The following is an 18,157-nucleotide window of genomic DNA, read 5'->3' on the forward strand; positions in this document are numbered from 1 at the left end:
CAGCGGCACTGCCGACATACAGGCTGTTATCAGGATTTCGGCGGCATCAGGTGGGATAGCTCCCATGCTTCCATACGTGCCTCAAGGTGTGTATGTACCAGCGCGGGCGTGTCCAGCTGCATGATTTCATCAAGCAACTGTTTGGCATCGACCAATGTCACCCGGCGAATTGCCGCACGCACCTTGGGCAGGTTCGGCGCATTCATGGAAAGCGTATTGAAACCCATCGCCATTAATAACAGCGCGCCAGCGGGGTCTCCCGCCAACTCGCCGCATAGTGAAATGGGTTTACCCAGCCGTTTGGCGTCCTGTGCCAGCTCCACCAGCGCACCCAGCAAGGCGGGATGCAAGGCGTCGTAAAGATCCGACACACGGGGATTATTTCTGTCTACGGCCAGCAGGTATTGGGTCAAATCATTACTGCCTACCGAGAAAAAGTCGACACGTTTGGCCAGCGCATCCATCTGATAGATCGTTGCGGGCACTTCTATCATCACCCCTACGCTAGGCCGTTCCACATCGATGCCTTCTTCGCCCAGTTCTTCAATGGCACGTTCCATCAAGCGCAAAGCTTCATCGACTTCTTCAACATTGGTAATCATCGGAAACAGCACATAGAGATTATTCATCCCCTGTGACGCCTTCAACATCGCCCGCAGCTGGACCATTAACACTTCAGGGTGATCCAGGGTCACACGCATTCCCCGCCACCCCAGAAACGGGTTGGCCTCTTCAATCGGGAAATAAGGCAAATCCTTATCTCCGCCGATATCAAGGGTACGCATCACCACGGGTAGCGGCGCAAAACTTTCCAGCTGGTCACGGTACAGGCGGGTCTGTTCATTTTCGCCAGGGAAACGTTCCGTAATCATAAAGGGCACTTCTGTACGGTAAAGCCCGACACCACTGATACGACTTTTCAGCAGCGCCACCGCATCGACAGCAAGTCCGGTATTAACCATTAAAGGGACATCATGGCCGTCCGGCGTCTGGCTGGGACGATCCTGTTCATGCTCAAGCAATGCCGAAAGCGCTTTTTCTTCCTCAATCAGGATCGTGTAGTGGGCTTTGAGCTCTGGGCTGGGTCGAACGAATAAGCGCCCCCGATGCCCATCCAGCACCACTGGCGCTCCCGAAAGACGCGGCAGCGGTAGATCCACCATACCCAGCACAGTCGGAATACCCATCGCTCTGGCAATAATCGCCACGTGGGAGGTGCTGGAGCCGCGGACCGACACAAGCCCCTTCAATCGCTCACGTGGCACCTCGCCAAGCATGGCCACACTGATTTCATCACCAACCAACACCGCGTTTTCCGGATAGTTATCGGGCGTGGAAGGCGTATCTTCCTGAAGGTGGGCAAGCACTCGCCTCCCCAGATCACGAATATCGGCGGCACGTTCGCGCAGGTAGTTATCATCAACGCGCTCCAGATACTGCACATGCCGACGCACCACATCGGCCAGGGCACCAGGCGCCCACTGACCTTCACGAATGCGCTTTTCGACTTCTTCGGTCAGCGCTGCCTCACCCAGCATCTGTTGATAGACATCAAACAGCGCAAATTCCTGAGCCGAAATACGGTTGACCAGACGCTCTGCCGCTGCGCGAATCTCATCTCGGGTCTTACTGACCGCTTCCTTGAGGCGAGCCACTTCATAATCGACATCGCGCGGCACCAGATCAGGCACGCTATTGAGGTCAGCGGGGGGCGTTATCACTACCGCCTCGCCCATGGCGATACCGGGTGACGCCGCCACCCCTTTAAAAGTGGCTTGGCTACCCGCCAATGAAGGACGGGTCAGATTACCTGTCGCCAAGGCATGGGCCAGCACACCCGCCAGCTGTGCTGCCATGGTGACCAGAAACGCTTCATCTTCATCGTTATAACGGCGTTTTTCTGCCTGCTGCACGACCAGCACACCCAGCATCTGGCGCTGATGGATAATTGGCACGCCCAGAAAACTTGAATAGCGCTCTTCACCGGTTGATTCAAAATAGCGGAATTGCTTGTGTAGCTGAGCCTCTTCCAGATTGAGCGGCTCGCTGCGTTTGGCCACAAGCCCCACCAGACCTTCCCCTAACGGCAAGACAACACGCCCTACTGCCTGGGTACGCAGGCCGATGGTTTCCATCAGTATCAGTGACTCAAGCTCCTGATCGTACAAATAGAAGGAGCACACATCTGTCTGCATCGCCTTGCGAATCCGGCGCACCATGGTGGCCAGCGCCGCATCCAGATTACGCGCGCCATTAACCTCCTGGATAACGCGTCGTAGTACCTCAAGCATGGACATTTTGTTTTTCACTATGATGGGCCTCGCTGAGGAAAATTAGGGTTCGCCGGGTTGTGAGGAACCGAAGGATGGCGACTCTATCAGCGACGCGCCGCCATCCTGGGCAATACGCTGAAGTCGAGGTGAAAGTTCGCGTAGCGCACGGCGATACACCTCTCGCTTGAAAGGCACAACCTGCCCAAGCGGGTACCAGTAACTGACCCAACGCCAGCCGTCAAATTCAGGCTTGGGGGTTGAGGTCATGCAGATCTGACTTTCCTGACATCGAATCTGCAATAAAAACCATTTCTGTTTCTGGCCGATACATACCGGCCGGGCATGGGTTCGAATCATGCGACGTGGTAGGCGGTAGCGCAGCCACCCTCGTGTGCAAGCGACAATATCAACGTCATCAGCGGTTAGACCGATTTCTTCATGCAGCTCACGAAAGAGTGCCTGATGCGGCGTTTCACTTGTCTTAATGCCTCCCTGAGGGAATTGCCACGCATTCTGCCCTACACGACGCGCCCAAAGCAGTTGCCCCTGAGCATTAGCAATAATAATGCCAACGTTAGGGCGAAAGCCGTCTGCGTCGATCACGGACGTCACCTTAATAAATTTTTAGTTGCCCCCATTTTTCCACAAGGAAGACAAGCGTATCAATACAATATAACGCTAAGTGGTGAAACCAGTGCGACTCTGCGATAATTTTCCGCCTTGCCAACCACCATTAGTCATCATATTGACGACCAAGATACCATTAAGGGGAACGCCGTGAGTCTGGCCATTTTCGATCTGGATAATACGCTGATATCCATCGACAGCGATCATGCCTGGGGTGAGTTTCTGCTCGAACAGGGAGCCGTTGACCCCGTTGCCTACCGGGAAGCCAATGAGCGCTTCATGGCGGATTACAATGCAGGCACACTGGATATTGCGGCTTTCCTTGAAGTTGCCCTGAAACCTCTGGCCGAACACAGCCCTGAACAGTTAGCTGCCTGGCATCAGCAGTTTATGGCCAGCAAAATTGAGCCGCACATATTATCCAAGGCAGAAGAACTGGTAGCACGTCACCGCACCAAAGGCGATACGCTGCTGATCATTACGGCGACCAACCGCTTTATCACCGGCCCAATTGCCGAGCGCCTGGGCATTGATCACCTGATCGCCGTCGAACCTGAAATCATTGATGGCCACTACACTGGCAAGGTGACAGGTGTGCCCAGTTTTCGCGAAGGCAAGGTCACTCGCCTTGAGCAATGGCTGGAGCAACAGGACCTGACACTGGATGGCGCATGGTTCTACAGTGACTCCCACAACGATTTACCCTTGCTTGAACAGGTGGACCACCCTGTCGCGGTAGACCCCGACAACACCCTGCGCCAGGTGGCCGAAGAACGCCAATGGCGGGTTATGAGCCTGCGGGATTGAGTGGTGAGTGGTGAGTCGTAAGTCGTGAGTCGTGAGTCGTGAGTCGTAAGTGACCAGATTGAAAAACCCCGCAAGCATGCTTGCGGGGTTCTGCGTTAACCGAGCGCTTTTTTCAGGCGCTCAATAAAACATGCTTAGCCGAGCAGGTGCTCAACCGCCGCACGCTCATCACGCAGTTCTTTTTCGGTCGCTTGCATTTTTTCTTTGCTGAAAGCATCCAGTTCGAAACCTTGAACGATTTCGTACTTTCCACCCTGGCAACGGACCGGGTAGGAATAGATGATGCCAGCTTCGATGCCGTAACTACCGTCAGACGGAATCGCCATGCTGACGATGCCATCGCTACCCAGCGCCCAATCACGCATATGGTCGATAGCTGAAGACGCCGCAGACGCTGCTGAAGACGCACCGCGTGCTTTGATGATCGCCGCGCCACGCTGCTGTACCGTCGGGATAAAGTCGTTTTCGTACCAGTCGCGTTCCACCAGATCAAACGCGGCTTTACCGTCGACTTTGCACTGTGCCAGATCAGGATACTGGGTAGCACTGTGGTTGCCCCAGATAATCATGTTCTCAACGTCGGTCACATGCTTGCCGGTTTTCTGAGCCAGCTGGGTCAGCGCACGGTTATGGTCCAGACGCGTCATTGCGGTAAACTGACCGGCATCCAGATCAGGCGCATTGCAGGAAGCAATCAAGGCGTTGGTGTTGGCAGGATTACCAACGACCAGCACTTTCACGTCACGGCTGGCGTGGTCGTTCAGCGCCTTACCCTGTACAGAGAAGATGGCAGCGTTGGCTTCCAGCAGATCTTTACGCTCCATACCCGGGCCACGCGGACGGGCACCTACCAGCAGGGCGAAATCGGTATCTTTAAAGGCAACGTTTGGATCATCTGTTGCCACAATGTCCTGTACCAGCGGAAAAGCACAGTCATTGACTTCCATGACAACGCCATTCAAGGCATCCATGGCTTGGGGAATTTCGAGAAGCTGGAGAATGACAGGTTGATCCGGCCCCAGCATATCGCCAGCGGCGATGCGGAAAATAAGAGAGTAACTGATCTGGCCGGCACCGCCGGTTATCGCAATACGTACGGGATCTTTCATCATTGCTCCTTGATGGTTCGCCTAGTGTGGGTTCTCGCCTGAGAGTGAATCGACAGAACTCAAGACGCAAAGATGGTATGCCTAGATGTGCAAAAACTCAATCATCCATGAGGCTAGTCGCGATTCTTGCAGCGGCCTGGCACTCGCTGCCAGACACCAGTTGCGCTAAGGTATAGCGGATAATGAGCCTTACCTTTCAGTGCGCCTTGACTGATGATTTTTTGGGTTAATACGGATATCAACACCCTATGCGACGAATTCCCTTTTCTTACGCTCTGGCCTGCCTGATCATGTTGGCGCTGGTGCTGTGGCTTGCCCTTGGCGATTTTCAACGCTTCCAAAGCGCACCGCCTGAATCGAATGCAACGCAGCGCGATACCCTCCCGACGGTAGAGATCCTCAACCAGCACAGCACGCCTTATATTCCCAAGCAAATTCTCCAGGGCCAGTTAACGGCTGAGCGGGAAACCCGGCTACGTGCCAACGTGACAGGCTATGTCGCAGAAAAGCCCATTGCCCAAGGGGATAGCGTCAGCCAGGGAGACACTCTGCTGGTACTGGATAACAACGCCCTGCCCGAGCGCTTAAAGCAAGCCCGTGATGAACTGGCACTCGCAGAAGCAGAGCTTGCAGGCGCCCAGAACCTGCGGCGTCGCGAGTTGATATCCCAACCGGAACTGCTTCGTCGACAAGGCGCGCTAAGCGCCAGTGCCGCCCAAGTAGCCCAGCTTGAGAAGCAGATAAACGATACCCGCCCCACCGCTCCTTTCGACGGCGTACTGGATCAAGTACAAGTAGAACTTGGCGATTTACTCCAGCCCGGTGAAGAGTGGGCGAGACTGATTGATGACCGGCGCTTAACGGGCGTTGCCTGGGTCTCTCAACAACAGATAGGCCAACTAAGCGTTGGTTTACCCGTCTCCGCGCGACTCCTCAATGGCAGTTCACTGTCCGGCGAGGTGTCTTACATAAGTCGTCGCGCAGAAGAAGCCACCCGCAGTTTCTATATCGAAGTGACGCTCGATAATCCTGAAAGACAACGTCTGGCGGGAGGCAGCGCCGAATTCACCGTGACGCTGCCCCAACGTCAGGTGCATACGCTTTCCCCTGCTTTGTTCAACCTGAATGACCAGGGCCAGTTAGCCATCAAACACGTTGTTGAAGGCAACAAGGTTGCCCAGACCGCCATTGAACTGGTCAGCGCCGACACCGAACGCGCTTACGTGGTGGGCCTGCCTGACCCGGTTGCGCTGATTACTCTGGGCGCTGGTTTAGTCAGCCCCGGAGAAACCGTTACGCCAGTGTCTGCCCAGGAAGGTGGTCATGCGTCAGTTGATTAATGCGGCTCTCACCCACACACGCACTACTCTGCTGTTATTGGCTGGGTTATTGCTGGCTGGTATCGCGGCCTGGCAGGTGATTCCCAAGGAAGCCAACCCCGACGTTACCATTCCGATCATTTACGTCTCACTTTCTTTGGAAGGCGTCAGCCCGGAAGACGGTGAACGGCTGCTGATTCGCCCGATGGAGCAGGAACTGCGCGGCATCGAAGGGCTGCGAAAATTTACCGCGCAATCCAGTGAAGGACACGGCTCGGTCACACTGGAGTTCGACCCGGGGTTTGACCCCGATACCGCCCTTTCCGATGTTCGTGAGCGCGTCGATATTGCGCGTAGCAGCCTGCCCAACGAAGCCGATGAACCCAGGGTAATGGAAGTCAACGTATCAGAGTTTCCGGTACTGAGTATCGGTCTTTCCGGTGAGCTGGGGACGCGTGAGCGCGTCATGATTGCACGGCGTTTGAAAGAAGAAATCGAAGGGATCGCCGACGTACTTGAAGTCGATATTGCCGGTGACCGCGAAGATCTTCTAGAAATCATTGTCGACCCACTGGTACTGGCAAGCTACGGCGTTGACTTCGACACGCTCTTTAACCAGGTATCACGCAACAATCGCCTGGTGGCGGCGGGCAGCCTGGACACAGGAGCTGGGCGACTGGCGCTCAAGGTGCCTGGGATTATTGCCTCCCTGGATGATGTCATGAAGATGCCGGTCAAGGTGGAGGGTGAGCGGGTCGTCACCTTTGGCGACGTTGCCTGGATTCTGCCTACCTATAAAGATCCGGCAGGGTTCGCCCGCATTGATGGCCAGCCCGCGGTGGTGCTGGAAATCTCCAAGCGCGCCGGGGCCAACATCATCGCCACCATTGATGCCGTATGGGAACGCTTTGAACAGGCAGGTGACCTGCTGCCGGAACAGCTACGTATCACCACCATTCTGGATGAGTCCATCACGGTTGAAAACATGCTCTCTGAGCTGTTGAACAACGTTCTCACCGCTGTCGTACTGGTGCTGATTGTCGTGGTGGCCGTGATGGGCTGGCGGATGGCGCTGCTGGTAGGCCTGACCATTCCTGGCGCATTTTTAACCGGTATCCTACTGATCTGGTCGTTGGGCTTTACGCTTAATATCGTGGTGCTTTTTGGGCTGATTCTGGTTGCCGGCATGCTGGTGGATGGCGCGATCGTGGTCAGTGAACTCGCTGACCGCCACTTGCATGAAGGGCAGTCACCTCATCAGGCGTGGCTGAATGCAGCCTCACGAATGAGCTGGCCAGTGATTGCCTCAACCGCCACTACCCTTGCGGTCTTTATGCCATTACTGTTCTGGCCAGGCGTGGTCGGGCAATTCATGAAATACTTGCCTGCAACGGTCATTCTTTGCCTGCTCGCGTCATTGGCCATGGCACTCATCTTTCTCCCAACGCTAGGTCGATTATTTACCCGCACAGCCAATACCGCACCTGGCAAGCCGAAGCCTGCGGATGAAAGCACTCTGCTTGGACGCGGCTATCGTCACCTGCTAGGCCATTTATTGCAGCATCCCGCCTGGGTGCTGGTGTTTGCCGTCCTGCTGATTGCACTGATCTATACCGGCTACGCTCGCTTTAACCATGGCGTTGATTTCTTCCCCAGTGTGGAGCCCGATAGTGCTCAGGTATTGGTGCGCGCCCGAGGTGATTTTTCCGCCGCAGAAACCGATGCCATTCTACAGCGAGTCGAACGTCGCCTCGGCGGTATGCAGGAAGTGGAAGCGCTGTATGCGCGCTCTTTTGCCGTGCCTGACCAGCAAATGGGCAACGATGTCATCGGTGTGCTGCAATTCCAGTTTGTCGACTGGTATCAGCGCCGCCCTGCCCAGACCATTCTGGACGACATGGCCAAGCGCACCCAAGACCTCCCTGGCATCATTCTGGAGTTCCGCGAACAGGAAATGGGGCCTGGCGGCGGGAAGCCTATCGTACTGGAAGTCAGCGCTAACGACCCGGATACAGCGGACGCGGGGGTTGACCGAATTACCCAACTGATGCGCGAGCTGGGCGGCTTTACCGATATTCAGGATAACCGCAGCCTGCCTGGCGTCGAGTGGCAAGTGAACGTTGACCGAGAATCCGCTGCCCGCATGGGCACAGATATCACCACCATTGGCAGTGCCGTACAGCTACTGACGACTGGCCTTCAAGTTGCTAACTACCGTCCGCCCACCGTCACCGACGAAGTGGACATTCGCGTGCGCCTTCCGGAAAACTGGCGCACGCTCAATCAGCTTGAACGATTAACCATCAACACCCCACGCGGACAGGTGCCTATTTCACACTTTGTCGAGATTACGCCTGCGCCCAAAGTGGGCACGTTGAACCGCATTGATGGACGTCGTGCGGTTACCATCGAGGCAGATTTAGCGCCAGGGTTTCTAGCTGATGAGCGCCTCCAGGCACTTCTCGACGCAGGTCAGGATCAGCTCCCGGATGGCTTGATGGTCAATGTTGCTGGAGAGCAGGAAGATCAGCAGGAATCCATGCAGTTCCTGGCGAGCGCCTTCTTGATCGCCATCGGGCTGATGGCATTGATTCTGGTGACTCAGTTCAATAGCTACTATCAGGCCGCACTGGTGCTTTCAGCCATTGTATTCTCTACCGCAGGCGTTTTGATGGGGCTGCTTATCACGGGCCAGGCGTTTGGCATTGTGATGGTTGGCATGGGCATTATCGCCCTGGCGGGTATTGTGGTGAACAACAATATCGTCTTGATTGACACCTATAACGAACTGCGCGGCCAGGGAATGTCCTCTTCACAGGCGGCCCTGGAAGCAGGCACTCTTCGCCTGCGACCGGTGCTGCTCACTGCCATTACGACGGTGCTGGGCCTGATGCCAATGGTGCTGGGCATTAACGTCAACCTCTTTGCACCAGCACTGGGTTTCAATGCCCCTTCTGCTCAATGGTGGACACAGATGTCCAGCGCCATTGCGGGCGGCCTGACCTTCGCCACTGCCCTTACGCTGCTGCTAACGCCCTGCATGCTGGTGATTGGTGGGAAAAAGTGATGAAGCGAGGAAGTAAATTAAAACATTAAAGGCCATGCAAATGGCCTTTAATTGACACCATACGAAAAGAGCTTAAGCCGGCGACTGCGCATGCTGAGGACTATGCGCAGCATGCAGACGAGCGATCAGCTGGTCTTCTAGTGCAAAGCGCTCTGCCAGGCCCTTGGCGAGACGGTCCACCCAGGCAGGCAGGCGCGCCAGATTTTGCTGACAGCGCACCGGCGTGGCATAGTCATCATCAAACGCCAGTGTCATTTCCGTCGACATTTCAAGACGTTCCAGCAGCTTTTCGGCCAATGCAAGCCCTGCCTCGTCTTCAAACGCCCTGGCTTCTTCAGCGAGCTGAGGATACACCTCAAAATGCCCAGCGCTGATGTAGTCCATCAGTAATTCACTAAAAGCATCGACACTGGCTTTATCAATGCCTTCCAACTCCGCATCGCAGGCATCCTTGAGTGCGATAAAACTCACCAGCAGTGCTTTGCGCTGCTGTAGCCAACGGTCGATGAGTGAATGAACTCCGCCCCAGCGCTCCAGGGCATTCTTGCAATCTTCGAGCATGGGACATCTCCCTGTTATCAAGCGGAACACGTTGAATCAGACACGCTGGAGTGACAATCGGGTTACCAGCGTTAACATTAATCAAGCCTCTCCTGTCCGCCGGTTGCTGTCAACCTTACGATGGGTTAACGATAGATTAACGAAAGCCAGATGAGTCTCAGCGGTGCCAGTGCCAGCACAGCGAAGCCAATTAACGTCCAGGCGGGGAGTGACAGCCCCAGTAGTATGAAATCAATCTCAGCACATTCACCGGAACCGGACAGAACCCGATTAATTACATCCTGCAGCGGCAACATATCCATCATGTAGCTTAGATCAGGCCCGCAACTGGGCACTTCATCAGCCGGCAAAGACTGCAACCAGATATGGCGACCGGCCACAAAGACACCGCCGCCAACCGTGATCAGGCTTAAGGTACCGTATAGCGCCTTGCCCACCCGCCCTACCGGATTGTGTATCGCCGCTATCACAAGCACGATGGCCGTTGCGATCACACCTACCCGCTGAAAGATGCATAGCGGGCAAGGTGCAAGCCCGGCGATATACTGAAGCCCCAATGCTACCGCCATCATCAAAACACAGAAAGCCACACCCACCAACGCCACACTTCGTGTCGATAACAACATTAAAACGGTTCCTTAAAAACGGTTCTGTTAAAGCAGTTCCTTTGCACTAGATAATGCCGTCAGGCGGGATTCTCGTGCGCTAGCGAAGTAAGTCTCCAGAAACGCACTAAAGTTCACTTCATCGGCCTCTTCGATATCATGCTGTTGCTGGTGAGAGGTTTCCACCAACTGATCCAGCAGGGCCTCGCGAGAACGCAACATTGGCTGCTGACGCAGGGCAGCGCCCTGTTGTTTTGCCAGACTGAGCATCAGCTCACTTAACGATACTTCCTGTTCATGCAGTCTCGACAGCAGTTGCGCCGAAAGCGTTAAATCCGGATTCTGCAGGGCAGGCGCCAGGATTTCAATCGCTTCAGCATGCGGTGTGCCTTTTTCCATGGCATCCAGCAACCTGGCGACCGTCTTCATTTCCGAGCAGATTTTCCCGCCCCAGTCTGCCACGCTGATAGCCTCCCCCTGACGGGTGAGCATCAGGGCCGGGTCACGACCACGCTCGACCACCAGACGGCGATTATCATCCAGACCGTCACACTCTTCGTCGCTGATCCATGGGCTATCGCTAAGCAGACACCACATCAGGAAAGTATCAACAAAACGGATCTGAGTTTCCGTCGCCCCTAATGCATCAAACGGGTTCAGGTCCAGACAGCGCACTTCGATATATTCAACCCCCCGCGCCTCTAGTGCCTGGCTTGGCGTTTCGTTGTGCCTGGCGACCCGTTTGGGACGAATATCACTATAGTACTCGTTTTCGATCTGCAGAATATTCGCATTCAGCTGCTGCCAGTCACCGGCGTTATTCACACCCAGTTTTTCATAGTTTGGCCAGCTGGATGAAATGGCATGACGCAGCGTATTGACGTAATTACCCAGCGAGTTAAAGCAGATCTTGAGCTGCTCCTGGACCTTGTTCTGGTAGCCAAGATCCGACATGCGCAGCGTGGTCGCGTACGGCGCATAGTAGGTCTCGGCATCCAGCTCATGCAATTTTTCAGGTACACGACCGGTGGGCAAAAAGCTCTTGTCGATGGCAGGTGAAGCACCGAACAGATAGAGCAACAACCAGCTATGGCGGCGGAAGTTGCGGATCAGGGCGAAATAGCGCGCCGAACGATAATCGTTGAACGGCGTACTCTCTTCGTCTTCAAGCGTCTGCAGGACTTTCCACATGCTATCGGGCAGGGAAACGTTGTAATGCACGCCCGCTATTGCCTGCATGATACGCCCGTAGCGCACATCCAGGCCTTTACGGTAAACATGCTTCATCGTGCCGACATTGGAACGACCAAAATCAGCAATCGGGATGCTTTCGTTACCCGAGAGCCGCGACGGCATGCTACTCGGCCAGATCCACTCATCATCAAGCTGCTGATAGGTAAAAGTGTGCAGGTCGGATAAGAATGCCAGTGCTTCTTTTGGCTCCGAATATACAGGCGTGATGAACTCAAGCAGCGCTTCTGAATAATCCGTGGTGATATGCGGATGTGTCAGCTTTGAGCCTAACGCGTATGGATGAGGTGTCTGGGCAACGCGCCCATCGACATCCACCCGTAACCCTTCTTTTTCGATACCACGGCGCAGACGGCCAAGACGACCCGCTTTTGCCACCGGCAAAAGTCGCTCTACCGAAGTCTCCAGGGGTGTTGCAGCTGCTGATGATGTAACTGTGAGTGGTTCAGACAAGGTGAACACTCCTTGTGTCTGGTCCGCCAGCCAGTGGCGGATGAACTCGTTTTTTTATGCCGATCAAGCGGCGCTGAGACGCAGGATATGGCGGCATTGATATAACAATCAAGGCAAGACGATAATAGTTTGACGCTATTAGGGCCTTATGACGTTTCATCGCGCCCCCTGAATGAAACGTTAACAGCCCCTAATGCTTGCCTTAACCATGAAATACTCTCGCCAGGTTATTTACTTTGGCGAGCTTTCAACAAAGCAGCACCGAGAGCACCCACGGCTGCAGGCTCTTGAACCGGCTTCGAAGGCTTGCGCTTGCCACCTTCCCTGGCCGTCGTGCGCTGATTGTCTGACTGACGCTTTTTAGCATCGCCGGAGACTTCACCAGGCAAGGCCTCAGGCTCATCGTTCAGGCGCATGGAAAGCCCCACCCGTTTACGGGGGATATCGATACTCATGACTTTTACCGTAACGATATCCCCCGCTTTGACCACACTACGTGGGTCGTCGATAAAGCGGCCAGAAAGCGCCGAGATATGCACCAGGCCATCCTGATGCACGCCAATATCCACAAAAGCGCCAAAATGGGTCACATTGGTGACAGTCCCTTCCAAGACCATGGAGAGTTTGAGATCGTTGAGGGTTTCTACCCCTTCCCGGAATTCTGCCGCTTTGAACTCAGGACGCGGATCGCGGCCCGGTTTATCCAGCTCTGCGATAATATCCGTGACCGTAGGCACCCCAAAGCGCTCATCCGCAAAGTCGGCAGGCTTAAGAGCTTTCAGTGTCGCACTATCACCAATCAAGCCTTTGATATCGCGGCGGTTCTGCTTGGCAATGCGTTCTACCAGCGTATAGGCCTCAGGGTGAACTGCACTGGCATCAAGCGGGTTTTCAGCGTTGCTGATACGCAAAAAGCCAGCGCACTGTTCGAAGGTTTTTGGCCCCAGGCGGCTGACGTCCAGAAGCGCTTTACGGCTTTTGAAAGCACCTTGTGCATTGCGCTGGGTGACAATATTTTCGGCCAGCGTCGCCGACAGCCCTGCGACTCGTGATAACAGCGCACTGGACGCGGTGTTGAGATCCACGCCAACGGCGTTCACACAATCTTCAATCACCGCTTCCAGGGATTTGGAAAGCTGTAACTGGGATACATCATGCTGATACTGACCGACACCGATGGATTTAGGCTCGATTTTTACCAGTTCCGCCAGCGGGTCCTGCAGACGACGGGCAATGGAAACCGCCCCGCGCACTGTCACGTCGAGGTCAGGAAATTCGCGGGATGCATATTCAGACGCGGAGTAAACTGAAGCCCCCGCTTCAGACACCATGACCTTGCTCAGGCGGTGTTCCGGGGCCATGTGCTTGACCAGCTCACCTGCCAGCTTATCGGTTTCACGGCTCGCCGTACCATTGCCCACTGCGATCAACGCCACCCCGTGTTTGTGCACCAGGCGTGCAAGCTCCAGCAGCGCCTGATCCCACTGCTTTTGCGGCGCATGCGGGTAGATCGTGGCCTGATCGACGAACTGCCCCGTGGCATCCACTACCGCCACTTTACAGCCGGTTCTCAGGCCAGGGTCAATCGCCAGGGTAACTTTCTGACCGGCAGGCGCTGCGAGCAGCAGATCCTTGAGGTTAGCGGCAAACACCTCAATAGCAGTCAGTTCGGCCTTTTCTCTCAAGCGGCCGAGTAGCTCGGTTTCCAGTGCGGTGTAGAGTTTGACCCGCCACGTCCAGCGTACGACTTCGCTCAGCCACTTGTCGCCAGCGCGCCCCTCATCTCGCACACCAACATGTTTGCCAATAGCAACCTGAGCGGGGTGCACCGGCGCGTCATCTTCGCCCGGCAGGCGGATGGCCAGACTTAAAACACCTTCGTTGCGGCCACGGAACATGGCAAGCGCTCGGTGTGACGGCACCCTTGCAAGTTTTTCGTCGTGTTCGAAGTAATCAGAAAACTTCGCGCCTTCCTGCTGTTTCCCTTCCAGCACGCGGGCACTCAGCTCGCCCTCTTGCCATAGCCGCTCGCGCAGCTGGCCAATTAATTCAGGGTCTTCGGCAAAACGCTCCATCAGGATCTGTTTGGCACCGTCCAGCGCCGCCTTGGCATCTTCAACCGCAGAGGTTTCGCCCTCTGCTGGCCGCAGGTAACGTTCGGCTTCACGTTCAGGCGTCAGCGTGGGGTCGGCTAGAAGAGCGTCGGCGAGTGGCTCAAGCCCGGCTTCACGGGCGATCTGCGCTTTGGTACGGCGTTTTTTCTTGAAAGGCAGGTAAAGATCTTCAAGGCGCTGCTTGGTATCGGCAGCCTCCAGGCGATGGGTTAAATCCGGGGTCAGTTTACCTTGTTCATCAATGGCGGCCACCACGGCGGCTCGACGTTCTTCAAGTTCTCGCAGGTAGCGCAACCGTTCGTCCAACTGGCGTAACTGGATATCATCCAGCGCGCCAGTGACTTCTTTACGGTAGCGAGCAATAAAGGGCACTGTTGCGCCTTCATCAAGAAGCGCCACTGTGGCCGATACCTGCTGGGGGCGAACACCAAGCTCATCCGCTAAACGGGTGAGAATACGCTGATTGACATCCATATATTGCAACAATCTCATGCAGCCTGTGATAAAGCCGACAAGGTATCACAATCAGCCCATTGACGCCTCAGAGGGAACAAAACGCAGTGCTACTCCATTGTTGCACCAGCGCAAGCCGGTGGGTTCCGGGCCGTCTTCAAAAATATGCCCCTGGTGTCCCTCACAGCGGGCGCAGTGGTATTCCGTCCGCGGCCAGACCAGCTTGAAATCCAGTTTGGTCAGCAAATGCCCTTCAACATGGTCGAAAAAGCTCGGCCAGCCGGTGCCAGAATCATATTTCATGGCACTGGTAAACAGCACCAGGTCACAGCCCGCACAGCGGTACTCCCCTTCCCCGGTTTGTTTATCCAGCGGGCTGGAATACGCAGGCTCCGTGCCTTCTTTACGCAGCACATGAAAGGCATCTTCCGACAGGCGCTCTCGCCACTGTGCTTCGCTTAATTCAAGTTTTTCAAGCCCAGGGGCGGCTTCAAGGTCCAGCCGTGGAAAGCCAAACGAAACACCGGGAAGCGCACCCGCCAAGCCCGTTAGCCCAGCCAAACCTAAAAATTGACGACGCTTCATTGGCACAGCCCTCTTAACCATAATAAATAAACGTAATACAAAAAAATGAGGCAGTGCCTTGGCACTGCCTCATTGAGACCACGAAGTTAACCTGATGTTCTACAATTTAATATTCTACGATTTAATATTTCTTGTAACTTTGTCAGCCACATTGTTAGCCACATCAGCTTCCCTTCTAATCAGGTCAGCTGCGGGCCCGCTTGGCTAATTGCGTTATTGACGCCTTCAAATTTCTTGAAGTTATCAACAAACTTGGCGGTCAAATCCCGCATGTGGCGGTCGTAGGCATCCTTGTCAGCCCATGTTTCACGCGGGTCAAGCAGGCTGGAATCCACACCTGGTACAGCCATCGGCACTTGCAGGTTCAGGCCATCAACCTGTTGAGTTTCCACGTCACGCAGAACGCCGGACTGAATCGCACTGATAATCGCACGCGTGGTCGGAATCGAGAAGCGTGAGCCACCTTCACCGTAAGCACCTCCGGTCCAGCCGGTGTTAACCAGGTACACCTGAGCGTCTTTCTGCTCAACGCGCTTGATCAACAGGTCCGCGTATTCACGGGCTGGACGTGGGAAGAACGGTGCCCCGAAGCAGGTAGAAAAAGTGGCAGCCAGCCCTTCGGAAGAGCCCATTTCAGTCGAGCCTACCTTGGCGGTGTAACCCGACAGGAAGTGGTAAGCGGCGGCTTCCTTGGAAAGCACGGAAACCGGCGGTAAAACACCCGACATATCGCAGGTCAGAAAGACGATAGCATTCGGCTCGCCAGCAAGGTTTTCCGGCACACGCTTTTCGATGTGTTCCAGCGGGTAGGCGGCGCGTGAGTTCTGGGTCAGGCTATCGTCGGCGTAATCCGGCTCACGACGGTCATCCAGCACGACGTTTTCCAGCACGGTACCGAACTTGATTGCGTTCCAGATAACCGGCTCATTTTTCTCGGACAGGTCGATACACTTGGCGTAGCAGCCACCTTCCATGTTGAAAACGGTGCCGTCACCCCAGCCGTGCTCGTCGTCACCAATCAGGTAGCGGGCAGGATCTGCCGAAAGCGTTGTTTTTCCGGTGCCGGAAAGACCAAAGAACAGGCAGGTTTCGCCGTCTTCACCCACGTTGGCAGAACAATGCATCGGCAGGACGTCGGCGTCAGGCAGCAGGTAGTTCTGAACCGAGAACATGGCTTTTTTCATTTCACCAGCGTAACGCATACCGGCAATCAGCACTTTCTTCTCAGCAAAGTTGATAATCACGCACCCGTCGTCATTGGTACCGTCACGGTTCGGTTCACAAATAAAGTGTGGTGCATTAAAAACCTGCCAGGTGTCTTTAGCACTCGGGTTGTAAACCTCAGGGCGAACAAACATAGTGCGGCCAAACAGGTTATGCCAAGCCGTTTCAGTGGTGACGCGTACCGGCAGATAATGTTGCGGGTCGCTTCCTACGTGCAATTCTGAAACGTAGTTATCGTTGCTTTCCAGGTAATCATTGACTCGCGCCCACAGGGTGGCGAATTTTTCAGCGTCGAACGGACGATTGACGCTACCCCAGTCGATGCTATCTCGGGTCGAGGGCTCGTCAACGATAAAGCGATCCTTGGGAGAGCGACCGGTACGTTCACCGGTACTCACCACCAAGGATCCGTTCGCCGACAGGCGACCTTCTCCACGAGCCACGGCGCGCTCGATCAATTCAGCACTGGTCAGGTTTACGTGGACTTGAGGGGCAGCTTGAGTCGTGGTCATGTCGATTCCTGGGCCTTGGGCCAATTATCTCGTTTACCCGGCGTCTCCGACGCCTGCAAAAAACATCCCAGACCACACTTGATGGGTCGGGCTCACTAAAATCGCGGGCATTATGACAAAAAGAAAGCCCCCGGAAAATGGGGGCTTAAAGCAAATATTATGTAGTTAAACTACAACATAGCCACAATATTTTGTATTGCAGCGCAATATATGGTTAAAACAACTGTTTGCTACAAACATAAATTCAGTTGATAATCCAGCAAGTTATTGTCCAGCGTCTTTCAATATCTTTTTTTTATTTACGACTACAGCATCAATGAATTGTCGGTGCAGGCGCGGCGGGATCTTCCAAAAGAGTTTCAACTTCTGCTGCTGTGTAGTGATATTCCGAGTGACAAAAATGACATTGGGTATCAATCGAGCCCTGTTCCGCCAGAATATGACGCAGCTCATCAGCGCCAAGTGTCATTAACGAACCCGCCATACGTTCACGCGAGCAGGTGCAACCAAAGCGCAGTGCCTTAGGGTCGAATACCCGCACCGTTTCCTCATGATAAAGACGGTACAGAACGTCTCGCTGCTCAAGGCCAAGCAGCTCTTCGCGCTTGATCGTTGCAGCCAGATGGATACTCCGCTCCCAGGCATCAACGTCCTGGTTCTGGGATTCATTCGGCAGACGTTGCAGCAGCAGGCCGCCCGCTCGTTTTCCATCCGCTGCCAACCACAACCGGGTCGGCAATTGTTCGGACTGACTGAAATAAGCTTCCAGACAGCCTGCCAGCTCGTCATGATCAAGCGCCACAATGCCCTGGTAGCGATTTCCGTCTTTCGGGTCCAGAGTAATAACGATCTGCCCATCCCCTACCAGTTCACGAAAAGAGGCGCTTTCTTCCGGCAAGGCCGCATCTTCTGCAACACGTGCGATGGCGCGCAGTTCACCCCCTGGGTTGGACTCTGCCATCAGCAACGACAGTACGCCCTGGCCGCGTACTTCAATACTTAGCGTGCCATCCAGCTTGACGGTGTCGGTCAAAAGCGCCACCGCTGCGAGCAGCTCTCCCAGCAGTGCATTAACCGCATCAGGGTAGGCATGTCGATCCAGCACTTCCTGGTAGGCCTGATCCAGGGTAACAATCTCGCCGCGCACGTTGGTTTGATCAAACAGGAAACGTTGAATTTGGTCAGACATAGAGACCC

13 protein-coding genes are annotated in these 18,157 nt (G+C 54.9%); 3 read left to right on the forward strand and 10 right to left on the reverse strand.

The window, feature by feature from the left end; translation table 11 throughout:
• Positions 1–29 precede the first annotated feature (29 nt).
• Entirely contained in the window at positions 30–2,291 is a 2,262-nt protein-coding gene (gene ptsP / locus ACU6TU_RS11665) for a phosphoenolpyruvate--protein phosphotransferase (RefSeq protein WP_447144240.1), read from the reverse strand.
• Between the two features lie 42 nt (positions 2,292–2,333).
• On the reverse strand, positions 2,334–2,876 hold the full coding sequence (locus ACU6TU_RS11670; RefSeq protein WP_447141576.1) for an RNA pyrophosphohydrolase: 543 nt from the start codon (positions 2,874–2,876) through the stop codon (positions 2,334–2,336).
• Positions 2,877–3,050: 174 nt separating this feature from the next.
• Between ACU6TU_RS11670 and ACU6TU_RS11675 the strand changes: the two genes are divergently transcribed.
• Complete coding sequence (locus tag ACU6TU_RS11675; RefSeq protein WP_447141577.1) at positions 3,051–3,707, forward strand: histidinol-phosphatase; 657 nt, start codon at positions 3,051–3,053, stop codon at positions 3,705–3,707.
• A gap of 134 nt (positions 3,708–3,841) precedes the next feature.
• On the opposite strand, the gene ACU6TU_RS11680 is transcribed toward ACU6TU_RS11675, so the two are convergent.
• Positions 3,842–4,816: a malate dehydrogenase gene (locus ACU6TU_RS11680; RefSeq protein ID WP_447141578.1), complete on the reverse strand. Its 975-nt coding sequence runs from the start codon at positions 4,814–4,816 to the stop codon at positions 3,842–3,844.
• Positions 4,817–5,064: 248 nt separating this feature from the next.
• Between ACU6TU_RS11680 and ACU6TU_RS11685 the strand changes: the two genes are divergently transcribed.
• Complete coding sequence (locus ACU6TU_RS11685) at positions 5,065–6,156, forward strand: efflux RND transporter periplasmic adaptor subunit (protein WP_447141579.1); 1,092 nt, start codon at positions 5,065–5,067, stop codon at positions 6,154–6,156.
• A complete protein-coding gene (locus tag ACU6TU_RS11690; protein ID WP_447141580.1) occupies positions 6,140–9,202 on the forward strand; it encodes an efflux RND transporter permease subunit in 3,063 nt (1,020 codons plus the stop codon). Before ACU6TU_RS11685 ends, ACU6TU_RS11690 begins: the two co-directional genes overlap by 17 nt.
• Before the next feature lie 72 nt (positions 9,203–9,274).
• On the opposite strand, the gene rsd is transcribed toward ACU6TU_RS11690, so the two are convergent.
• The 7 genes from rsd to hslO form a co-directional block, all read right to left on the reverse strand.
• Complete coding sequence (rsd, locus tag ACU6TU_RS11695; RefSeq protein WP_447141581.1) at positions 9,275–9,763, reverse strand: sigma D regulator; 489 nt, start codon at positions 9,761–9,763, stop codon at positions 9,275–9,277.
• A 125-nt stretch (positions 9,764–9,888) separates the two neighbouring features.
• Positions 9,889–10,389 (reverse strand): disulfide bond formation protein B, encoded by a 501-nt coding sequence (locus tag ACU6TU_RS11700; protein ID WP_447141582.1) that lies wholly within the window; start codon positions 10,387–10,389, stop codon positions 9,889–9,891.
• A 27-nt stretch (positions 10,390–10,416) separates the two neighbouring features.
• Complete coding sequence (gene gshA / locus ACU6TU_RS11705; RefSeq protein ID WP_447141583.1) at positions 10,417–12,072, reverse strand: glutamate--cysteine ligase; 1,656 nt, start codon at positions 12,070–12,072, stop codon at positions 10,417–10,419.
• A 227-nt stretch (positions 12,073–12,299) separates the two neighbouring features.
• Complete coding sequence (locus ACU6TU_RS11710; protein WP_447141584.1) at positions 12,300–14,660, reverse strand: Tex family protein; 2,361 nt, start codon at positions 14,658–14,660, stop codon at positions 12,300–12,302.
• Between the two features lie 51 nt (positions 14,661–14,711).
• On the reverse strand, positions 14,712–15,224 hold the full coding sequence (msrB, locus tag ACU6TU_RS11715; RefSeq protein ID WP_447141585.1) for a peptide-methionine (R)-S-oxide reductase MsrB: 513 nt from the start codon (positions 15,222–15,224) through the stop codon (positions 14,712–14,714).
• Positions 15,225–15,403: 179 nt separating this feature from the next.
• The gene (locus ACU6TU_RS11720; RefSeq protein ID WP_447141586.1) at positions 15,404–16,960 is read right to left on the reverse strand and encodes a phosphoenolpyruvate carboxykinase; all 1,557 of its coding nucleotides are present in this window, start codon (positions 16,958–16,960) and stop codon (positions 15,404–15,406) included.
• Positions 16,961–17,273: 313 nt separating this feature from the next.
• Complete coding sequence (gene hslO, locus ACU6TU_RS11725; RefSeq protein WP_447141587.1) at positions 17,274–18,149, reverse strand: Hsp33 family molecular chaperone HslO; 876 nt, start codon at positions 18,147–18,149, stop codon at positions 17,274–17,276.
• Between the last annotated feature and the right edge of the window lie 8 nt (positions 18,150–18,157).

The sequence above is a fragment of the Halomonas sp. LS-001 genome, from assembly GCF_052983955.1.

Coding starts and splice junctions, on each gene's coding strand:
- rsd (WP_447141581.1), bottom strand. CDS start 9,763: ATGCTCGAAGATTGCAAGAATGCCCTGGAGCGCTGGGGCGGAGTTCAT.
- ACU6TU_RS11720 (WP_447141586.1), bottom strand. CDS start 16,960: ATGACCACGACTCAAGCTGCCCCTCAAGTCCACGTAAACCTGACCAGT.
- ACU6TU_RS11700 (WP_447141582.1), bottom strand. CDS start 10,389: ATGTTGTTATCGACACGAAGTGTGGCGTTGGTGGGTGTGGCTTTCTGT.
- ACU6TU_RS11680 (WP_447141578.1), bottom strand. CDS start 4,816: ATGAAAGATCCCGTACGTATTGCGATAACCGGCGGTGCCGGCCAGATC.
- ACU6TU_RS11710 (WP_447141584.1), bottom strand. CDS start 14,660: ATGGATGTCAATCAGCGTATTCTCACCCGTTTAGCGGATGAGCTTGGT.
- msrB (WP_447141585.1), bottom strand. CDS start 15,224: ATGAAGCGTCGTCAATTTTTAGGTTTGGCTGGGCTAACGGGCTTGGCG.
- hslO (WP_447141587.1), bottom strand. CDS start 18,149: ATGTCTGACCAAATTCAACGTTTCCTGTTTGATCAAACCAACGTGCGC.
- ACU6TU_RS11685 (WP_447141579.1), top strand. CDS start 5,065: ATGCGACGAATTCCCTTTTCTTACGCTCTGGCCTGCCTGATCATGTTG.
- ACU6TU_RS11690 (WP_447141580.1), top strand. CDS start 6,140: ATGCGTCAGTTGATTAATGCGGCTCTCACCCACACACGCACTACTCTG.
- ptsP (WP_447144240.1), bottom strand. CDS start 2,291: ATGCTTGAGGTACTACGACGCGTTATCCAGGAGGTTAATGGCGCGCGT.